The sequence below is a fragment of the Vibrio sp. Y176 genome (assembly GCF_033438945.1).
In genome coordinates this window covers 45306-62850 of the sequence record NZ_JAWOQS010000004.1, presented here as the reverse complement: position 1 = coordinate 62850, position 17545 = coordinate 45306, and the positions used below count along the sequence as shown (strand labels likewise).

The window sequence follows — 17545 nt, the reverse complement described above, 5'->3', positions numbered from 1 at the left end:
AGTCATGCTTATCGTAGTTTCTCCAGCGAAGACTCTTGATTACGAGTCTCCGTTAGCGACAGAAAAATTTACTCAACCTGAGTTGGTCGAATACTCAAAAGAGCTTATCGATGTTTGCCGCAAACTGACTCCTGCTGATGTTGCCTCTTTAATGAAAGTGAGCGACAAGATTGCCGATTTAAATGTGGGCCGATTCCAAGAATGGAGTGAAACGTTTACTACGGAAAACTCACGACAAGCCATTCTTGCATTTAAAGGTGACGTTTACACAGGGCTAGACGCCGAAAGTTTATCTGAAGCGGACTTCGAATATGCTCAAGATCATCTGCGTATGCTATCGGGTCTTTATGGTTTACTAAAACCACTTGATTTGATGCAGCCATACCGTCTTGAAATGGGTACCAAGCTTGCAAACGACAAGGGTACGAACTTGTACCAGTTTTGGGGCAATGTAATTACGGACAAGCTTAACGAAGCGATTTCTGCTCAAGGTGATAATATCCTTATCAACCTTGCATCAAATGAATACTTTAAAGCGGTTAAGCCAAAGAATTTAGATGCGCAAGTGATCACGCCAGTATTCAAAGATTGTAAGAATGGTCAATACAAGGTCATCAGTTTTTACGCGAAGAAAGCGCGCGGTATGATGGCGCGTTACATCATTGAAAACCGTGTTGAGAGCGTGGCAGACCTGACTAAGTTTGATACGGCGGGTTACTACTTTGTGGAAGATGAATCGACGCCAACAGAGTTAGTATTTAAACGTGAAGAGCAAAAATAAAGCTGATTGAGACGTAATCGACGTTAATCTCTATCAGCACAAACGAAAAAGGGTTGGCATTGCCAACCCTTTGTTATTTTCTAGCTTGAGCTACTTGGCTCCAACAAGATTACTTCTTCTTAGCGGTTTTCTTTTTCGCTACTTTTTTCTTGTCGTCTTTTTTCTTTTTCTTCTTAAACACAGGCTTTTTGTGTTTAGGACGCATCTCTTTCACGAAACGCTCTTTGATGTCTTCTTTCACGTAGCGCGCAACGCGATCCATCATTGGTTGGTCGTGTGCTTCTACGATTGAGATAGCGTTACCTTTCTTACCTGCGCGAGCCGTACGGCCGATACGGTGAAGGTAAACATCAGCCGTGCGCGGCATGTCGTAGTTGATAACGTGTGATACATCCGGAAGATCGATACCACGCGCAGCAACGTCCGTCGCTAGCAGCACGTTCACAGTACCATCGCGGAAGCGAGAAATCGCATTGTTACGACGATCTTGCGGCATTTCACCTTGAATCCAAGAACATGGAATCTGTGCACTTTCAAGCTGCGCTCGTAGCTCAGCCAAACGCTCACGAGTCTTTAAAAAGACGATAGTGCGCTCAGCTTGCTGAGTAATAATGTGTTTTAGTAATTCCAGTTTGTGTTCAGCATCATCAGCTCGGTGATACCACTGAGCAATTTTCTTACGCTCACGCAGCGGTGATTTTGCATCAATCTCTGCTGGGTCATTCAACAGATCAGCGGTAAAGCCTTCTACGCCTTTCCCTTCTAACGTTGCTGAGAACAGAAGGGTTTGCTTACGCCAGCGACATTCGTTAGATAGGCGATCGACAGTAGGAGCAAAACCCATATCTAGCATACGGTCTGCTTCATCAAGGATTAACCATTCGATTGCACGACAATCAAAACGTTCTGCATCAATGTATTCTTTTAAACGGCCAGGTGTCGCAACCACAATGTCTTGTGTTGTTGCAAGGATGTCGGCGTGCTCTTGGTACTGAACACCACCAGTGATGGTGAAAATGTTGAGTTTGGTATTTTTTGCCAAAGCACGTGCTTGATCGGCAATTTGCATCGCCAGTTCGCGAGTAGGCGTTAGGATCAAAATACGCGCAGGCCCAGGCTTACGACGAGGGAAGTCTTGCAAGTATTGCAATGCTGGCAGGACGAAGGCGGCCGTTTTACCAGTTCCTGTTGGCGCTGACGCTAGAATGTCACGACCGTCCAACGCTTGTGGAATCGCTTCTGCCTGAATTTTTGTTGGGCGTTCGTAACCCATCTCTTCAATGGCTTCAAGTAGGTTTTGGTCTAGATCAAGTTCAGCAAAGGTTCTGATCACAATGAGTTCTCCACAAGCAAAGCTTGGTTAATGGTTCGCCACAACAGCATAGAATACAAAAAGGTCGCACATTATAAAGTGATTGGTGATAAGGATCACATGTTATTTCACATCTTAAGATAAAACTCGCGAGTTAACTGGATGAAATCATCACTATAGCCGTCATTTGAACGGATAATTAAATGTGACGTTTGCGAATCGCAAGGTCGTTTTGATAGTTCAAATAACAGTCGGTGTACTGGTTTCTTTTCTGATGGTTGCACACGACAGATCCGCAATAGATACCAACCTTGGTTTAATGCTAGCTCAATGAACTGCTCGCCTTCGGTGATTGGCAACACAAAACTAGCCCTCCCTTCGTCATCAAGCAAATGATAGCAACGCTGTAGCAATGTGTTATGGCCTAGCGTATCAGTGTGCCTCGCGGTTGCACGTTGACTGTGTTTCGATTGTTCGCCGCTGTTGAAGTAGGGCGGATTACAAATGATGCGTTGAAATGGATGTGTCGGCGTAAAGTGCAGTATGTCGGTGTGATGCACACTTACACGATCTGACCAAGGAGACTGGGCCATATTTTTTTGCGCGGCAGCAACGGCTGTTAATTCGATATCGACCGCGGTTATTTGAGCTTCTGTAAAGCGTTGAGCACACATCAGGGCAAGCAGGCCAGTGCCAGTGCCAATATCGAGAATTTTAGCGTCGTTAGGGCTTTGAATCCAAGCACCAAGCATTACCCCATCTGTGCTGACTGGCATACCACTCTCGCCGCCCTCAATACAAAATTGCTTAAAATTGAAGCCTTTAGTTTTCAGTTTTTTGTTCTTCATGATTGTTTTATATTTGCTCAATAATTAAGTGGATTGCTCTATTGTTTATTAATTGTATAGATTGTTGTTTTGTTGGTTATTAAATTGTATTGTTAATTGATCGAGATAAAGAACTGGTCTGTTATTTGGATCTGGTTATATCCACTGCTTTTAAGTTTGAAAACTAAATTAATATGGTGTTTTTTTCTTAAAGGTTGCCAAATGATGAGTCTTTCGTCATTATGCGGCGAAAATTTTATAGATTGAACCACGTGTACTTATTGACTTTAGGTATACAAAAAGTGGTCTAAGCATACACAACATTCATTAATTAAAAGACAAGGGTTATCTGTGAAGCAGACGTTAAAACTAACAGATATTATCGCAGTAGGCTTTATGCTATTTGCGTTCTTTTTAGGTGCGGGCAATATTATCTTTCCACCTCTAGCGGGTCAGTTAGCGGGTGAAAACTTAATGCCAGCTATGTTTGGTTTCTTGCTAACAGCGGTAGGTCTACCTCTTATTACTATCGTTGCTATTGCTGTTGCTGGTGGTTCTTGGGATCACTTGACGCAAGATCTTCCGAAAAAAGCGGCAGTTCTTATGGCTGCACTGATTTTCATCATCATTGGTCCTGCGTTTGCAGCGCCTCGTACTGGCCTAGTGGCTTACGAGATGGCGGTGAAACCTTTCTTCCTTGAGGCGTCACAAACGCATCTGACAGCGTTCTCAGTGATCTTCTTTATCGCAGCGATGATGTTCTCATGGTTCCAAGGCCGTTTGATCGATCTTATCGGTAAAGTACTGACACCAGCATTGTTCGTTGGTTTGATCATTCTTGCTGTCGCTGTCTTCCTTGATCCTCAGGGCGATATGATTGGCGCGCACGGTGAATACCTAACGCAGCCTCTGACCAAAGGCTTCTTAGAAGGCTACAACACAATGGATACGTTCGCGTCATTGATGTTTGGTATGCTGATGGTTGATGCACTGCGCGGTAAAGGCATTACTGAGCGCTCTGCAACTACTAAATATCTGATCTATGCAGGTTGTATTGCTGCTGCTGGTCTTGCGTTTGTTTACATCTCACTATTTTACTTAGGTGCGACGAGTGCAACGGTTGCTGCTGGTGCTGATAATGGTGGCCTAGTGCTTAGCCAATACGTTCAAGCGTTGTTTGGTCCATACGGTCAAATCGTTCTGTCTGTCATCGTATTGCTAGCGTGTCTGACAACCGCGATTGGCTTGATTTCTGCGTGTTCAGATTTCTTCAGCTCGAAAACACCACTGTCATACAAGCAATGGGTACTGATTAATGGTTCTGTTTGTGCATTGGTTGCAAACGTTGGTCTTGCGCAGCTGATTTCTCTGTCAGTGCCAGTATTGTTTGCGCTGTACCCTGTGGCGATTGCGTTGGTTGCACTAACATTTGTGCGCAGCAAACTGCCGAATCCACGCTTTGCTTACCGTGCAGTACTGCTTGTATCTCTGCTGTTTGCGTTGGTTGATGCGGCAAAAGTATCGGGTATTGATGTTTCTGCGTTTAACATGTTGCCATTATTCGAAGTCGGCATGGGCTGGGTGCTTCCAACATTTGCGGCTATCGTGTGCATGTTCTTCATCGCGAAACCTCGCCCAGAGCTAGCACAAGAAACCGCGTAATCACTTCGCGTTATCAAGATAATAAAAAGCCCGATGAATTACTTCATCGGGCTTTTTACTTTTTAATGATGACGTGTTTGCGCTATTAAAGCGTGTCGTGGAATTCCACAAGAACTTGTTCACACCATTTTTCGATGCGTTCATCACTCAGTTCGTACTGTGAGTCTTCATCTAACGCAAGTCCAACAAACTTGCTGCCATCTTCGATCAATGCTTTCGATGCTTCAAATTCGTAGCCTTCATTTGGCCAGTAACCGATAAAGGTTGCGCCTGTGGCTTGCAATTCATCGTGAAGTAAGCCCATCGCATCTAAATACCACTCTCCGTAACCTTCTTGGTCACCCAGACCAAACAGCGCTACAACTTTGCCTTTCAGTGGTGTGGTCGCGATGTCTTGCCAAATCGCGTTCCAATCTTCTTGAATTTCACCAAAATCCCAAGTTGAGATGCCAAGGAGTAATAAGTCGTAGTCCGCCATTAGTGATAACGGTGTCTCTTTCACATTGTGAATGTCGACAAGGTCTTCACCAATAAGGGTACGAATTTTCTCTGCTGCCATTTCGGTGTAGCAGGTCGTTGAGCCGTAAAAGAGTCCGATTTTCATTATATTCGTCGTTATTTGTGTTGCTGTTGTGGAAGATTCTAACCATAAATTGAGGAAGATTGCAGCGAATATCCTATGTGGGATGATTTTTTATGGTATTGGATTGGCAGGTGCTTTAATCTAAATACTGTAAATATAAACAGATAAGGAAGCATTCATGACGGCACAACAGCCTGTCAATCAACAAGATTTTTCGCTTGTTGAGCAATTCTTAGATGCGATGTGGATGGAGCGTGGTCTATCAGAGAACACGTTGGCTTCCTACCGAAACGATTTAATGAAGCTGCTCGTGTGGATGGAAAAACATCGATACCGTCTTGATTTTATCAGTTTGTCTGGCTTGCAAGAATATCAAAGCCACCTTGTAGACTTAGATTACAAACAGACGTCCCGTGCGCGTATGTTGTCGGCTATTCGTCGTTTATTTCAATACCTGCATCGTGAGAAGGTGCGCGCTGATGACCCGAGTGCGCTCTTGGTTAGCCCTAAACTGCCACAACGTTTACCCAAAGATATTAGTGAAGAGCAAGTGGACGCGTTGCTCGAAGCGCCAGACCCGAATGACCCTATAGAATTGCGCGATAAAGCGATGCTAGAGCTACTCTACGCGACAGGGTTGCGTGTGACAGAGCTCGTCAGTTTGACCATGGAAAATGTTAGCTTGCGCCAAGGGGTGGTGCGCGTGACTGGTAAAGGTGGTAAAGAACGCCTGGTTCCTATGGGGGAAAACGCGGTCGATTGGATCGAGACGTTCATTCAACAAGGGCGCCCTGCGTTACTTGGTGATACATCATCTGATATTGTTTTTCCTAGTAAACGCGCAAGACAGATGACTCGTCAGACGTTTTGGCACCGTATTAAATACTATGCTTTGATAGCAGGGATTGATACTGATCAGCTGTCGCCGCACGTACTGCGTCATGCCTTTGCCACGCATTTATTGAACTATGGCGCAGATCTCAGGGTCGTACAGATGCTTTTAGGACATAGTGACTTATCGACCACGCAAATTTATACTCACGTGGCGACTGAACGATTGAAGCAGATCCACAGTCAACACCACCCAAGAGCATAACAATGGTTAGATTCATCCATGTCCTCTTGGAAAAACGATTTTACATTAAGGTGAATTTCATGAGCGTATTACGCCGACTAACTCTGCTGACTTTACCATTTTTTGTTACCGCTTGTGGTGCAGAAGAAAGTCAGGCTCAAACGGAGACTCCTGCGCAACAAGTGGCGCCAGCTGCACAAAGCGGCTTTGATGAAGCAGCATTAAAAACTAAGTTCTCAAAGCTTGGTTTATCTATCGTTGATATTCAACCATCAGACGTCGCTGGCTTATTGGAAATTCAAACCAATGGCGGGATCCTGTTTGCTTCAAATGATGGTAGCCATTTTATCGCCGGTACGCTTTATGCCATTAATGATGATGGCAGTTACAAAGATGTCATAGCAGAGCGTCAAGCGCCGCTTAACGCCGAGAAAATTGCGCAGTTCTCCGATAGCATGATCGAATACAAAGCCGACGATGAAAAGTACGTTGTGACCGTATTCACCGATATCACATGTGGTTACTGTGTGCGTCTGCATAGCCAAATGCAAGGCTATAATGATCTAGGTATTACAGTGCGTTACATGGCTTACCCTCGCCAAGGTGCAACTGGCCCTGTGGCAGAGCAAATGGCAACGATTTGGTGTGCTGAAGATCCGGCGTCGGCAATGCACAACGCGAAAGTGAATCGTACATTTGATAACCCTGCGAAAGACTTAAAACAATGTAAAGAAACCATCCAGGCGCATTACAATCTAGGTCGCCAATTGGGTATTTCTGGTACGCCAGCAATTTTCTTACCGAATGGCGAAATGGTTGGTGGCTACCTACCACCTGCAGAGCTATTGAAACGTTTAAAGCAACTATAATCCATTAGGAGCAGAGCCGGCAAAGTTGTCGGCTCTTTCAAGCATGATAGAAATTCAACGACGTCCTGAACCAGATCTTTCCCTTCTTCCTGATTCCATTCCTCCGATTCTTAAACGTATCTACATCAACCGTGGGATAACGGATCTTTCACAATTAGAAACGTCGGCCCGTGGGTTGCATTCATATCAAAAACTCGGGGGGATTGAGCAAGCTGTCGATCTTTTGTTTCAGGCGATAAAAGAACAAAAACGCATCATCGTTGTCGGTGATTTTGACGCTGATGGCGCGACAAGCTCAGCATTATCAGTGCTCGCGCTGCGTATGCTTGGTAGTCACAATGTGGATTACCTAGTGCCAAATCGTTTTGAAGACGGTTATGGGTTAAGCCCAGAAGTCGTTGACCAAGCCTTAGAGCTTGGCGCTGAGATGATCATGACGGTGGATAACGGCGTCTCATCAATCGAAGGCGTGCGTTACGCAAAAGAAAGTGGCATTACCGTGCTTGTTACCGATCACCACTTGCCAGGACAAGTGTTGCCTGATGTGGATGCGATGGTGAACCCAAACCTTGAGAGCTGTAGCTTTCCATCTAAAGCGCTTGCGGGTGTGGGGGTCGCGTTTTATCTCATGATGGCACTATGCGTTCATATGCGAAAACACAATTGGTTTGCAGAACAGGGGATGCAAGAGCCCAAGTTGATGGAACTGATTGACCTTGTTGCACTGGGTACCGTCGCCGACGTCGTTCCATTGGATGAAAACAACCGCATTCTTGTACACCAAGGTTTGCAACGTATTCGTGCGGGCAAAGCGCGTCCCGGCATCCAAGCGTTAATTGAGGTCGCTAAGCGCGATGCGCGTCGTTTAGTTGCGTCCGATTTTGGCTTTGCTTTAGGTCCACGTATTAACGCAGCAGGCCGTCTTGATGACATGTCTTTCGGTGTTGAACTGCTGATGTGTAACAACATCCACGCAGCTCGTCGCATGGCAAGTGAATTGGATGGCTTGAACCAGACTCGTAAAGAGATTGAAGAAGGCATGAAGCAAGAAGCGATGGCTTTCTGTGAGCGCCTTCAGTTTGGTGAAGGCAATGAGCTTCCTTATGGCTTAGCCTTATTCCAACGTGATTGGCACCAAGGTGTGATTGGTATTTTGGCTTCGCGCATTAAAGAGAAGTTTCATCGTCCAGTCATTGCATTTGCTGATGGTGGAGAAGGGACGATTAAAGGCTCGTGTCGTTCTATTCCGGGGCTACACATGCGCGATGCGTTGGATTTCATCGACACGCAAAACCCGGGTTTGATCATCAAGTTTGGTGGACACGCCATGGCAGCAGGCTTAACGATTAAAGAGCAGGATTTTGAGCGTTTCAGTCGTTTGTTTGATGAAGTGGTAAAAAAGGAACTCGATGAAGCGGCGCTAAAAGGCGTGATCATGTCAGATGGCGAACTTAAGCCGGAAGAGTTCTCTATGCATGTTGCTGAACAGCTGCGATCGGGTGGCCCTTTTGGACAAGCTTTCCCAGAGCCAATCTTTGATGGTGAGTTTAAAGTACTGCATCAAAAGCTGGTGGGTGAGAAGCATCTTAAATTGATGTTAGAGCCGCTTTATAAAGGTCACCCTACCAATGTGATGATCGACGGTATCGCATTCAATGTTGATCTACGTCGATGGCCAGATGCATCGGTTAAAACAGTACGTCTCGCGTATAAGCTGGATGTGAATGAATTTCGTGGTAATCAATCATTGCAATTGATGATCGACCATATCGAAGCTAAGTAATACCTAGATCAACCTTTCTTATAGAGTACGGTTGCCCCTAAGTGGGCGTAAAATTTTATGACCGTGCTCTCTCTCACCGCAATCTGATTTCTCATCCGAAATTTTCCTGTATCTCGGTCACATTTTTCAGTAGAATTTCTCGGTTAAATTCTATTCTAAAATGTTGAGTAAACATGTTTGAAATCAATCCAATTAAAAACCGTCTGCAGGACGTGTCTCAGCGCACAAATGTCCTGAGGGGGTATCTTTGACTATGACGCGAAGAAAGAGCGTCTAGAAGAAGTCAACGCAGAACTTGAACAACCAGATGTATGGAACGAACCTGAGCGTGCGCAAGCACTGGGTAAAGAGCGTGCATCACTAGAAGCGGTTGTTGAAACCATTGATCAACTAGAGCAAGGTGTGGAAGATGTAGAGGGTCTTCTTGAGCTGGCTGTAGAAGAAGAAGATCAAGAAACATTTGACGAAATTGAACCAGAACTTGCTGAGTTGGAAGAGAAGCTAGAAAAGCTTGAATTCCGTCGTATGTTCTCTGGCGACCACGATAGCTCTGATTGTTACATCGATTTGCAAGCTGGCTCTGGTGGTACAGAAGCACAAGACTGGACTAACATGCTGCTGCGTATGTACCTACGTTGGGCAGAAGCGAAGGGCTTCAAAGCTGAAGTGATTGAAGTCTCTGAAGGTGAAGTCGCGGGTCTTAAGTCGGCAACAGTTCGCATCTCTGGTGAATATGCGTACGGTTGGTTACGTACTGAAACGGGCGTTCATCGTCTTGTTCGTAAATCTCCGTTCGATTCAGGCGGTCGTCGCCATACGTCATTTGCTTCTGCGTTCATCTATCCAGAGATTGATGAAAACATCGACATCGACATTAATCCTTCCGACCTACGCATTGACGTTTATCGTGCGTCAGGCGCAGGTGGTCAGCACGTAAACACCACAGAATCTGCGGTACGTATTACGCACGTACCTACGAACACAGTGGTTCAGTGTCAGAATGACCGTTCTCAACATAAGAACAAAGATCAGGCAATGAAACAGCTTCGAGCGAAGCTATTTGAGCTTGAATTGCAAAAGCAAAATGCGGAAAAACAAGCTAATGAAGACGCTAAGTCTGACATTGGCTGGGGTAGCCAGATCCGTTCTTACGTATTGGATGACTCACGTATTAAGGACCTCCGTACGGGCATTGAAAACCGTAATACTCAAGCGGTTCTTGATGGCGATCTGGACAAATTTATTGAAGCTAGCCTGAAATCAGGTCTATAAAGCTTTTCACCGACAAAAACAGGATACATCGAAAATGACTGATGCTGTTCAAAACGAAACTGTACTAGAAGAAAATAAGCTGATTGCTGAACGCCGCGCTAAACTGGATGCAATCCGAAAGAGCTGCAAAGCGAACGGCCATCCAAACGACTTCCGTCGTGACGCACTAGCGGGCGACCTTCAGAAAGAGTTCGGTGAAAAGACGAAGGAAGAGCTAGAAGAGCTTAACCACGTAGTAGCAATCGCTGGCCGTATCATGGCTAAACGTGGTCCATTCTTGGTAATTCAAGAAACTTCTGGCCGTATCCAAGCTTACGCTGACAAAGCGGTTCAAAAAGTACTTAAAGAAAAATACCAAGGTCTAGATATCGGTGACATCATCGGTGTTAAAGGTGCACTTCATAAGTCTGGTAAAGGTGACCTATACGTGAACATGGAAGAGTACGAGTTGCTAACCAAAGCACTACGTCCACTTCCAGAGAAGTTCCACGGTCTAACTGACCAAGAGATGCGTTACCGCCAACGTTACGTTGACCTGATCGTTAACGAAGACTCTCGTCAAGCGTTTGTAGTACGTTCTAAAGTCATGTCTGCAATCCGCAACTTCATGATCTCTAAGCAGTTCATGGAAGTTGAAACGCCAATGATGCACGTTATCCCTGGCGGTGCGAGTGCGCGTCCATTTATCACGCACCACAACGCACTAGACATGCCAATGTACCTACGTATCGCGCCAGAGCTATACCTGAAGCGTCTAGTTGTTGGTGGTTTTGATCGCGTATTCGAAATCAACCGTAACTTCCGTAACGAAGGCCTTTCTCCACGCCACAACCCAGAATTCACAATGATGGAATTCTACATGGCGTACGCAGACTACAAAGATCTGATGGACCTAACTGAAGAACTACTAAGCTCAGTGGCGCAAGAAGTTCTAGGTTCAACGTCAATGCCTTACGGTGATGAAACGGTTGAGTTTGGTGGTACTTACACTCGTATGAGCATGTTCGAAGCAATCAAGCACTACAACCCAGACCACGCGCAAATCCAAGCGCTAACAGAAGAAGACCTACAAAACCGTGATCTAATGGTTTCTATCGCGAAATCTGTTCACGTTGAAGTAGAACCTTTCTGGACATGTGGTCAGCTTCTTGAAGAGATCTTTGGTGAAACAGCAGAACCTAAGCTAATGCAGCCTACGTTCATCACTGGTTACCCAGCAGATATTTCTCCGTTGGCTCGTCGTAGCGATGATAACCCGTTCTTTACAGACCGCTTTGAGTTCTTTATCGGTGGCCGTGAAGTAGCGAACGGTTTCTCAGAGCTTAACGATGCTGAAGACCAAGATGCACGCTTTAAAGCACAGGTTGAAGCGAAAGAGTCTGGTGACGACGAAGCAATGTTCTACGATGCAGACTACATCACTGCTCTAGAGCACGGCCTACCGCCAACAGCAGGCCAAGGTATCGGTATCGACCGTTTGGTTATGCTACTGACTAACACGCACACTATCCGTGACGTGATCCTATTCCCTGCAATGCGCCCGCAAGCGTAATTCGATAGGATGAGTAAAAAACCACCTTCGGGTGGTTTTTTTTTGCCTTTTAGTTAAGTTAATTCAAGTTGTTGCATTTGCCTTTTAATGGGATATGCAAATAAACATTCGCCAAATCTCAATCTATTGCATAGTCTTAATACTGAGACAGACGTGAGGGGGCGGAGTCTCGATAATGTTACCCGCTCGCAAAGATAAGTTTGTGGCACAAAATTTCTATTAACAATGAAAAAGGGTTAGAGAATGGCTGGGCAGTTTAAGATGGATTCCATCCCGGGATCGCTTGTGGTAGTTGGCGGTACTTATGAGCCTTGGTTATCGGTACTGGAGCAAGTGGGCTGGAAGTGTCACCAAGTAGGTGATTTACGCAAAGCTAATACGCTGTTAGAAGATATTGGTCCATGTATCGGTATTGTTGATCTCAGCCATGACGAGTTCAGCTTGAATGGTTTGGCGAACTTAGTCAGCTCTCACAAACACGTACGTTGGTTAGCGTTTATTCGTGAATCTCAGCTTGGCACTGACACCATATGCCAGTTCATTGTTAACTTTTGTATCGACTTTTTCACAGCGCCGATCCCAGATGCACAGTTATTAAGCACAATAGGTCACCAGCTTGGCATGCTTAAGTTGGAGAAAAAAGTTTGGCCTAGTTTTGGTAGCAGTTTAGATATGGGTCTGATCGGTGAATCTATCCCGATGAAACGTTTACGCGATCAAGTGAAGCGCATTGGTCCAACGGACGTCAGCATTCTGATTTCTGGGGAAAGTGGGACTGGTAAAGAGGCGGTTGCTAGGGCCATCCATAAAGTCTCTTCACGCTCTCATAAACCGTTTATGGCAATTAACTGTCGCGCACTCAATGAACAACGTTTCCAAGCTGAAGTATTTGGTATTAACGCCGATGAAGATATGGAAGCATGCCTGCTTGAACAAGCAGATGGTGGCACCGTGTTGTTTAATGACATTCTTACCATTTCAAAAGAGCAGCAAATGAATCTGCTGAGATTCTTGCAAGAAGGCACCATTGATACCAAAGATGGCGTAAAAGCGGTTAACGTACGCATTCTTGCTGCTAACTCGTCAGATGTTGAAAAAGCTTTGATTGACGGTGACTTCAATGAAGAACTTTACCATTACATCAACGTTCTGCGCATCAATGTCCCTAGCTTGAAAGAACGTGCGAGTGACATCGCATTGCTGGCTCGTTTCTACTTACAAGAGTTCTCAAAAGAGTACAACTCGCAAGCAAAAAGCTTTTCTGAGGATGCATTCAAGGCACTGACACGTTATTTCTGGCCTGGAAATGTGCGTGAGCTGATGAACCAAGTGAAGCGAGCGGTATTAATGTCCGACAGCGTAATGATTGAAGAGCATCACTTAGATTTACCTCAACGTAATGACTCAAAGCGCAGCTTGAAATCAATCCGAGAGAAGAGTGAACGTGATGCGTTGCTGGTTGTTTTGGAATCTCATTCTGGTCAAGTTTCAAATGCGGCGAAAGAGCTCGGAGTTTCGCGTGCAACCATGTATCGACTACTTAATAAACATAACTTGATTTCCGAACAAGCCATGTAGTTGGCCTTTCCCTGTGTCAAATAGGCGAATAAATACAATAAAAGAGAGTGGCCACAGAGCCGCTCTTTTTATTTTTGTTTGGTTTGATTTATAAAATCCGCAAATTTATATATTCCTCAGGTGAATATGTTATACATAAAAGTATATGAAACTAAATTGCGGTGTATTGATTTGTTTTTAATCAAAAAGGCAAAAAATGTTTGATATATATTCATCAAAGCTTACAATTTAACCGTAACTCAATGAGTTATACCTTTCATAAACGGATTAATTTTTAGCTAGGAGGCGCAAGATGAAACATTACGTTGTTAACACCACTGCTTGCGCTGATCGTATGCCTATCGCTCCGATAACCCTTAAATCGGATGATACCAATACCACTGGCTCACAAGATAAAAATTAATCCGTAACCTATCATATTTATTACTAGGCTGCGGGAAAGTAGCGGCTTAGTATCAACAGAATATTTCTGTTCATTTTACGCACTATTTTTCCCAGTCGAATACATCGATAATCGGAGAAAATATTATGCGTCACTCTATTTACTTACAATTGGCCACTTTGCTATTGAAAGCAGACCTTAAACGCGAAGAAAAGCAATGGCAGCGTACCATACGCCGAACTGCTCATGATATTCCATGGACGAATGTTCATCTATTGAGGGATATTGGTTTAGATCGCGATGGTCGTTCTACACGTGCCAATGTTCCGGATGCAGTAAAAGTTGAACGTCGAGTTCGTCACCTTCGTCGAGTCTTAACGTCGCGAATAATGACGTAATCGTTAGCGTGTTGGGCTGACTGAGTTGCTAACGAGTCATTCAACACGCTTAACTTTTTATATGAAGTATGACTTCATTGGATAAACAGCTGATCTTGAAGATCAGCTGTTTTCGTTTGAAGGTGGTACTGTTAAGGGCAAGGATTCGAGTAAGTTGTACCTATTGCTTGAATTTCAGTAAGTAGTTCGTCGCTAAGTTGCAAATCAATACTGTCGATATTGGCTTTTAATTGGTCTAGGTTTGTTGCTCCGATAATGTTAGAAGCAACAAATGGACGCTGATTGACAAACGCGAGCGCCATTTGTGCAGGGTTTAGACCATGCTCTTGAGCTAAATTGACGTAAGCTTCGGTCGCTTTAACACCTTGCGGAGTGAAGTAGCGCGCAAAACGCTCCCACTTAGTGCATCGAGCGCCTTCAGGTTTTGCCCCGTTTAGGTATTTACCACTCAGGCAGCCAAATGCCAAAGGAGAGTAGGCAAGTAACTGAACGCCTTCGTAATGGCTGATTTCAGACAAGCCAACTTCGAAGCTGCGGTTCAATAAGTTATATGGGTTTTGAATGGAGACAATTCTTGGCAAATCGTGTTTTTCTGCCAAACGCAATAGCGACATCACACCCCACGGCGTCTCGTTGGATACGCCGATATAGCGCACTTTACCTGCATTCACTAATTCAGTAAGCGCTTCCAACGTTTCAATTAACGTGACTTCTTCTTGTTTGTCAGGGTATGGGTAGTTGAGTTGACCAAAGCAGTTGGTTTGACGCTGCGGCCAATGTAGTTGGTACAAATCGACATAATCGGTTTGTAGACGATTAAGGCTGTCATCAATTGCTGTATGGATGTGGCGACGATTAAGGCTCATGTTGTCTCTGATGTGAGGAACATTGCGAGGGCCTGCCACTTTTGTTGCCAGTACTACTTTCTCTCTTTTGCCGCTTTTTGCTAACCAATTACCGATGTATTGCTCGGTGAGCCCTTGTGTTTCCGAGTTTGGCGGTACAGGGTACATCTCTGCGGTATCGATGAAGTTCACCCCATGATCGAGGGCAAAGTCGAGCTGTTCAAAGGCGTCCTTTTCTGTGTTTTGCTCGCCAAACGTCATAGTGCCGAGGCAGATTTTACTGATCTCAAGTGATGAGTGCGGTAGTTTTGTGTATTGCATATCACGTCCTTGAAGAGTTACCGACTAAATAAGTGACTCCAATATAGGGGATTTGTAGCCGCAATCGCAAATGATTTACGTATAAAGGAAGAGCAAACTCGAAAGCTACAGTTAGCCTAACTACACTTAAATGATCGTGTGAAGGAGGTATGTTATGCAGAAGCATCAATTGGACATGTGGCTACATGGTCCACATAAAGATACTTATAAAACTCCCAAAGTATTTGTGATTGGGTGTTCTGATGTCTCTGACTATCTTTTAGCTGTGGAGTACAAGCATCAACTTGAGCCGATTAAAGACGGTGAAGACCCGATACATTTTGGCTCTCTAGACTTAGTAAAAGAAGAACTATTGAGGCTAGGGGTCGATAAAGCGTATTTAAGGCTGCGCAATGCGTATGACGAATGTGGCACTGAAGAGGCAGCCTCATACTGCGATATTGAGTTATCGCTCGTGACGCACTAAATAGCTGATATAGTTTTATTCTGGTTGAGTGTTAATGTAGTGCTTGAGTAAGATCTGTTCAGTAAACTGTGTTCTAAGGTAAAAGCCTCGGGGCAGAGTTTTCATCGGCTTACCATTTGAGTTATATGCTTCGGTGAGCGCTTTTGCATTTGCGGCTTTAGGGCGAAGATGCAGCGCTTCTCCGTGTCTGGCGGAAATTTGATCAAATCTTCCCAAGACGATCATCTCCATTAACTCTTCCCAGTCATTTCGCAAAATCCGTTCTTCTTCTTCATCTGGTGACCAAATGAGTGGACTGCCCACACGTCTTTCAGGGAGTGGGATTTCTCGTTCTCCTTCTACGGGTACCCAAAGGACACGAGATAGCTTGTTTCGAACATGACTTGTTTCCCATGTAAGACCATGAACACCAGTGAGGGGCGCCACAGAAACAAAGGTTGTTTCTAAAGGTTTGCCAGAGTAACTGATCGGAATACTTTTCAACTCGATCCCTAGTTTTGCGAAATCTTGTTGAGGTTTACTGCCAGCTGGAGCGCCCAAGTGCCATTCGAGTAATTGACCCACCCAACCTTTATCACGTTTTAAGTTTTCAGGAACAATCATATTCGCCTCGGCGGCCAACTCAGCAAAACAGAGTCCTGCCATATCATGCGCTCGTTCCAATAGCTCTGCTTCTGTTTGTGGTTCTGGTTTCATAGTTACAAGGTGGTATTACAAAAAATATAGTTTATCAAACTCCGACCAAATCTACTGTTTAAGATTTCACCGAGGCGGTGTAAGAACGATCAATTCATAACTTATCCACAGGTGGAGGAGGTATTGATAAGATCCTGGCGGGGTCTGTATGAATAAACAGGGGTTAAAATGCATTTTTGGGGTTGATTTTGTTGTAATCATCTAAACGAATAGCAGGTGAGTGTGGATAAATAGCCTGTTGGTGGATCTTTGACCGATCTGAGTTTGGTGGAAAGATCATCAAGAAACTGAAGATCGAATTATCGTTGTTTTTAAAAATAAATACTTTTTTATCAATGTTTTATGTTTATTTTTTTGTTTCTTCATCTGTTTTGCTTTTGATGGGATTGAACTGAATTACTCATTTGAATTGAATTCTTCACAAAGTTATTCACAGAAAAGGTGAATAAATGTGGGCAATGTCTCACTCTTGTGTTGATAAGGTATGGTTTGATTAAAAGATATCCAAAAATGGTGAAAAGGTAATAAATCTTGCTCATATCACATCAGTAAGTTTGCTAGTAATGGGGATATGTGGAAAAATCACGGTAATAAAAAATTTATTCATAGAGGTTAGCCAGTGATAGATGGCGATGGTTACCGACTTAATGTTGGTATTGTGATATGTAATAACCATGGTCAGGTCTTCTGGGCTAAACGATACGGGCAACACTCATGGCAATTTCCACAAGGTGGGATTGACGAAGGTGAAACCCCTGAACAAGCCATGTTCAGGGAGTTATACGAAGAAGTCGGTTTAACGAAAAAAGACGTTAAGATCATTGCAACAAGTCGTCATTGGTTAAGATATAAGCTACCAAAGCGATTGGTGCGTTGGGACTCCAAGCCTGTTTGTATCGGCCAAAAACAGAAATGGTTTCTGCTGAGATTAGAATGCGATGAGTCTCGCATTAATATGCAACGCGGAAAATCCCCTGAATTTGATGGTTGGCGCTGGGTAAGTTACTGGTATCCAGTTAGGCAAGTTGTTTCTTTCAAGCGAGATGTTTATCGACGAGCGATGAAAGAATTTGCATCCTTAGCCATGCCTTTTCGAGAGAGAAAAGCGAAAGGGAAAAGAAAAAAGCAACGTAGAGGATAATC

The 17545-nt window shown here is 44.3% G+C and carries 16 protein-coding genes; 11 read left to right on the top strand and 5 right to left on the bottom strand.

Features of this window, described 5'->3' with window-relative positions; translation table 11 throughout:
- Positions 1 to 4 precede the first annotated feature (4 nt).
- A complete protein-coding gene (gene yaaA / locus R7O13_RS11495; protein WP_318098444.1) occupies positions 5 to 781 on the top strand; it encodes a peroxide stress protein YaaA in 777 nt (258 codons plus the stop codon).
- 109 nt (positions 782 to 890) lie between these two features.
- Here yaaA and srmB read toward each other — a convergent pair whose 3' ends face one another.
- Both srmB and R7O13_RS11485 read right to left on the bottom strand, forming a co-directional pair.
- Entirely contained in the window at positions 891 to 2114 is a 1224-nt protein-coding gene (gene srmB, locus R7O13_RS11490; protein ID WP_005381797.1) for an ATP-dependent RNA helicase SrmB, read from the bottom strand.
- A gap of 107 nt (positions 2115 to 2221) precedes the next feature.
- Complete coding sequence (locus R7O13_RS11485) at positions 2222 to 2941, bottom strand: tRNA1(Val) (adenine(37)-N6)-methyltransferase (protein ID WP_158159564.1); 720 nt, start codon at positions 2939 to 2941, stop codon at positions 2222 to 2224.
- A 330-nt stretch (positions 2942 to 3271) separates the two neighbouring features.
- Here R7O13_RS11485 and brnQ point away from each other — a divergent pair, with 330 nt between their 5' ends.
- Complete coding sequence (gene brnQ, locus R7O13_RS11480; RefSeq protein WP_005381792.1) at positions 3272 to 4582, top strand: branched-chain amino acid transport system II carrier protein; 1311 nt, start codon at positions 3272 to 3274, stop codon at positions 4580 to 4582.
- 85 nt (positions 4583 to 4667) lie between these two features.
- On the opposite strand, the gene fldB is transcribed toward brnQ, so the two are convergent.
- Positions 4668 to 5186, bottom strand: a complete 519-nt coding sequence (gene fldB, locus R7O13_RS11475; RefSeq protein ID WP_005381790.1) for a flavodoxin FldB — start codon at positions 5184 to 5186, stop codon at positions 4668 to 4670.
- A gap of 157 nt (positions 5187 to 5343) precedes the next feature.
- On the opposite strand from fldB, the gene xerD reads away from it, so the two are divergent.
- The 7 genes from xerD (at position 5344) to R7O13_RS11440 (ending at position 14074) form a co-directional block, all read left to right on the top strand.
- A complete protein-coding gene (xerD, locus tag R7O13_RS11470) occupies positions 5344 to 6261 on the top strand; it encodes a site-specific tyrosine recombinase XerD (protein ID WP_005381788.1) in 918 nt (305 codons plus the stop codon).
- A gap of 59 nt (positions 6262 to 6320) precedes the next feature.
- Complete coding sequence (dsbC, locus tag R7O13_RS11465; RefSeq protein WP_005381786.1) at positions 6321 to 7109, top strand: bifunctional protein-disulfide isomerase/oxidoreductase DsbC; 789 nt, start codon at positions 6321 to 6323, stop codon at positions 7107 to 7109.
- Between the two features lie 43 nt (positions 7110 to 7152).
- Complete coding sequence (gene recJ / locus R7O13_RS11460; protein ID WP_064353634.1) at positions 7153 to 8892, top strand: single-stranded-DNA-specific exonuclease RecJ; 1740 nt, start codon at positions 7153 to 7155, stop codon at positions 8890 to 8892.
- A 173-nt stretch (positions 8893 to 9065) separates the two neighbouring features.
- Positions 9066 to 10164 (top strand): peptide chain release factor 2 gene (gene prfB, locus R7O13_RS11455; protein ID WP_100068604.1). Its coding sequence is split into 2 segments (ribosomal slippage): positions 9066 to 9140 and positions 9142 to 10164, totalling 1098 coding nucleotides; the frame shifts between segments, so codons are not numbered across the junction.
- Between the two features lie 34 nt (positions 10165 to 10198).
- On the top strand, positions 10199 to 11716 hold the full coding sequence (gene lysS / locus R7O13_RS11450) for a lysine--tRNA ligase (protein WP_005382861.1): 1518 nt from the start codon (positions 10199 to 10201) through the stop codon (positions 11714 to 11716).
- Positions 11717 to 11959: 243 nt separating this feature from the next.
- On the top strand, positions 11960 to 13294 hold the full coding sequence (vpsR, locus tag R7O13_RS11445) for a cyclic-di-GMP-binding transcriptional regulator VpsR (RefSeq protein ID WP_017635067.1): 1335 nt from the start codon (positions 11960 to 11962) through the stop codon (positions 13292 to 13294).
- A 528-nt stretch (positions 13295 to 13822) separates the two neighbouring features.
- On the top strand, positions 13823 to 14074 hold the full coding sequence (locus tag R7O13_RS11440) for a hypothetical protein (protein WP_005381776.1): 252 nt from the start codon (positions 13823 to 13825) through the stop codon (positions 14072 to 14074).
- A 131-nt stretch (positions 14075 to 14205) separates the two neighbouring features.
- Here the strand turns inward: R7O13_RS11440 and R7O13_RS11435 are convergent, their stop codons facing one another.
- Positions 14206 to 15240 (bottom strand): NADP(H)-dependent aldo-keto reductase, encoded by a 1035-nt coding sequence (locus R7O13_RS11435; RefSeq protein ID WP_005381774.1) that lies wholly within the window; start codon positions 15238 to 15240, stop codon positions 14206 to 14208.
- 154 nt (positions 15241 to 15394) lie between these two features.
- Between R7O13_RS11435 and R7O13_RS11430 the strand changes: the two genes are divergently transcribed.
- Positions 15395 to 15706 (top strand): DUF6482 family protein, encoded by a 312-nt coding sequence (locus R7O13_RS11430; protein WP_005381772.1) that lies wholly within the window; start codon positions 15395 to 15397, stop codon positions 15704 to 15706.
- Between the two features lie 15 nt (positions 15707 to 15721).
- On the opposite strand, the gene mutH is transcribed toward R7O13_RS11430, so the two are convergent.
- On the bottom strand, positions 15722 to 16402 hold the full coding sequence (gene mutH / locus R7O13_RS11425) for a DNA mismatch repair endonuclease MutH (RefSeq protein WP_005385968.1): 681 nt from the start codon (positions 16400 to 16402) through the stop codon (positions 15722 to 15724).
- 619 nt (positions 16403 to 17021) lie between these two features.
- Here mutH and rppH point away from each other — a divergent pair.
- Positions 17022 to 17543 (top strand): RNA pyrophosphohydrolase, encoded by a 522-nt coding sequence (gene rppH / locus R7O13_RS11420; RefSeq protein ID WP_005381953.1) that lies wholly within the window; start codon positions 17022 to 17024, stop codon positions 17541 to 17543.
- The last annotated feature ends 2 nt before the right edge of the window (positions 17544 to 17545 follow it).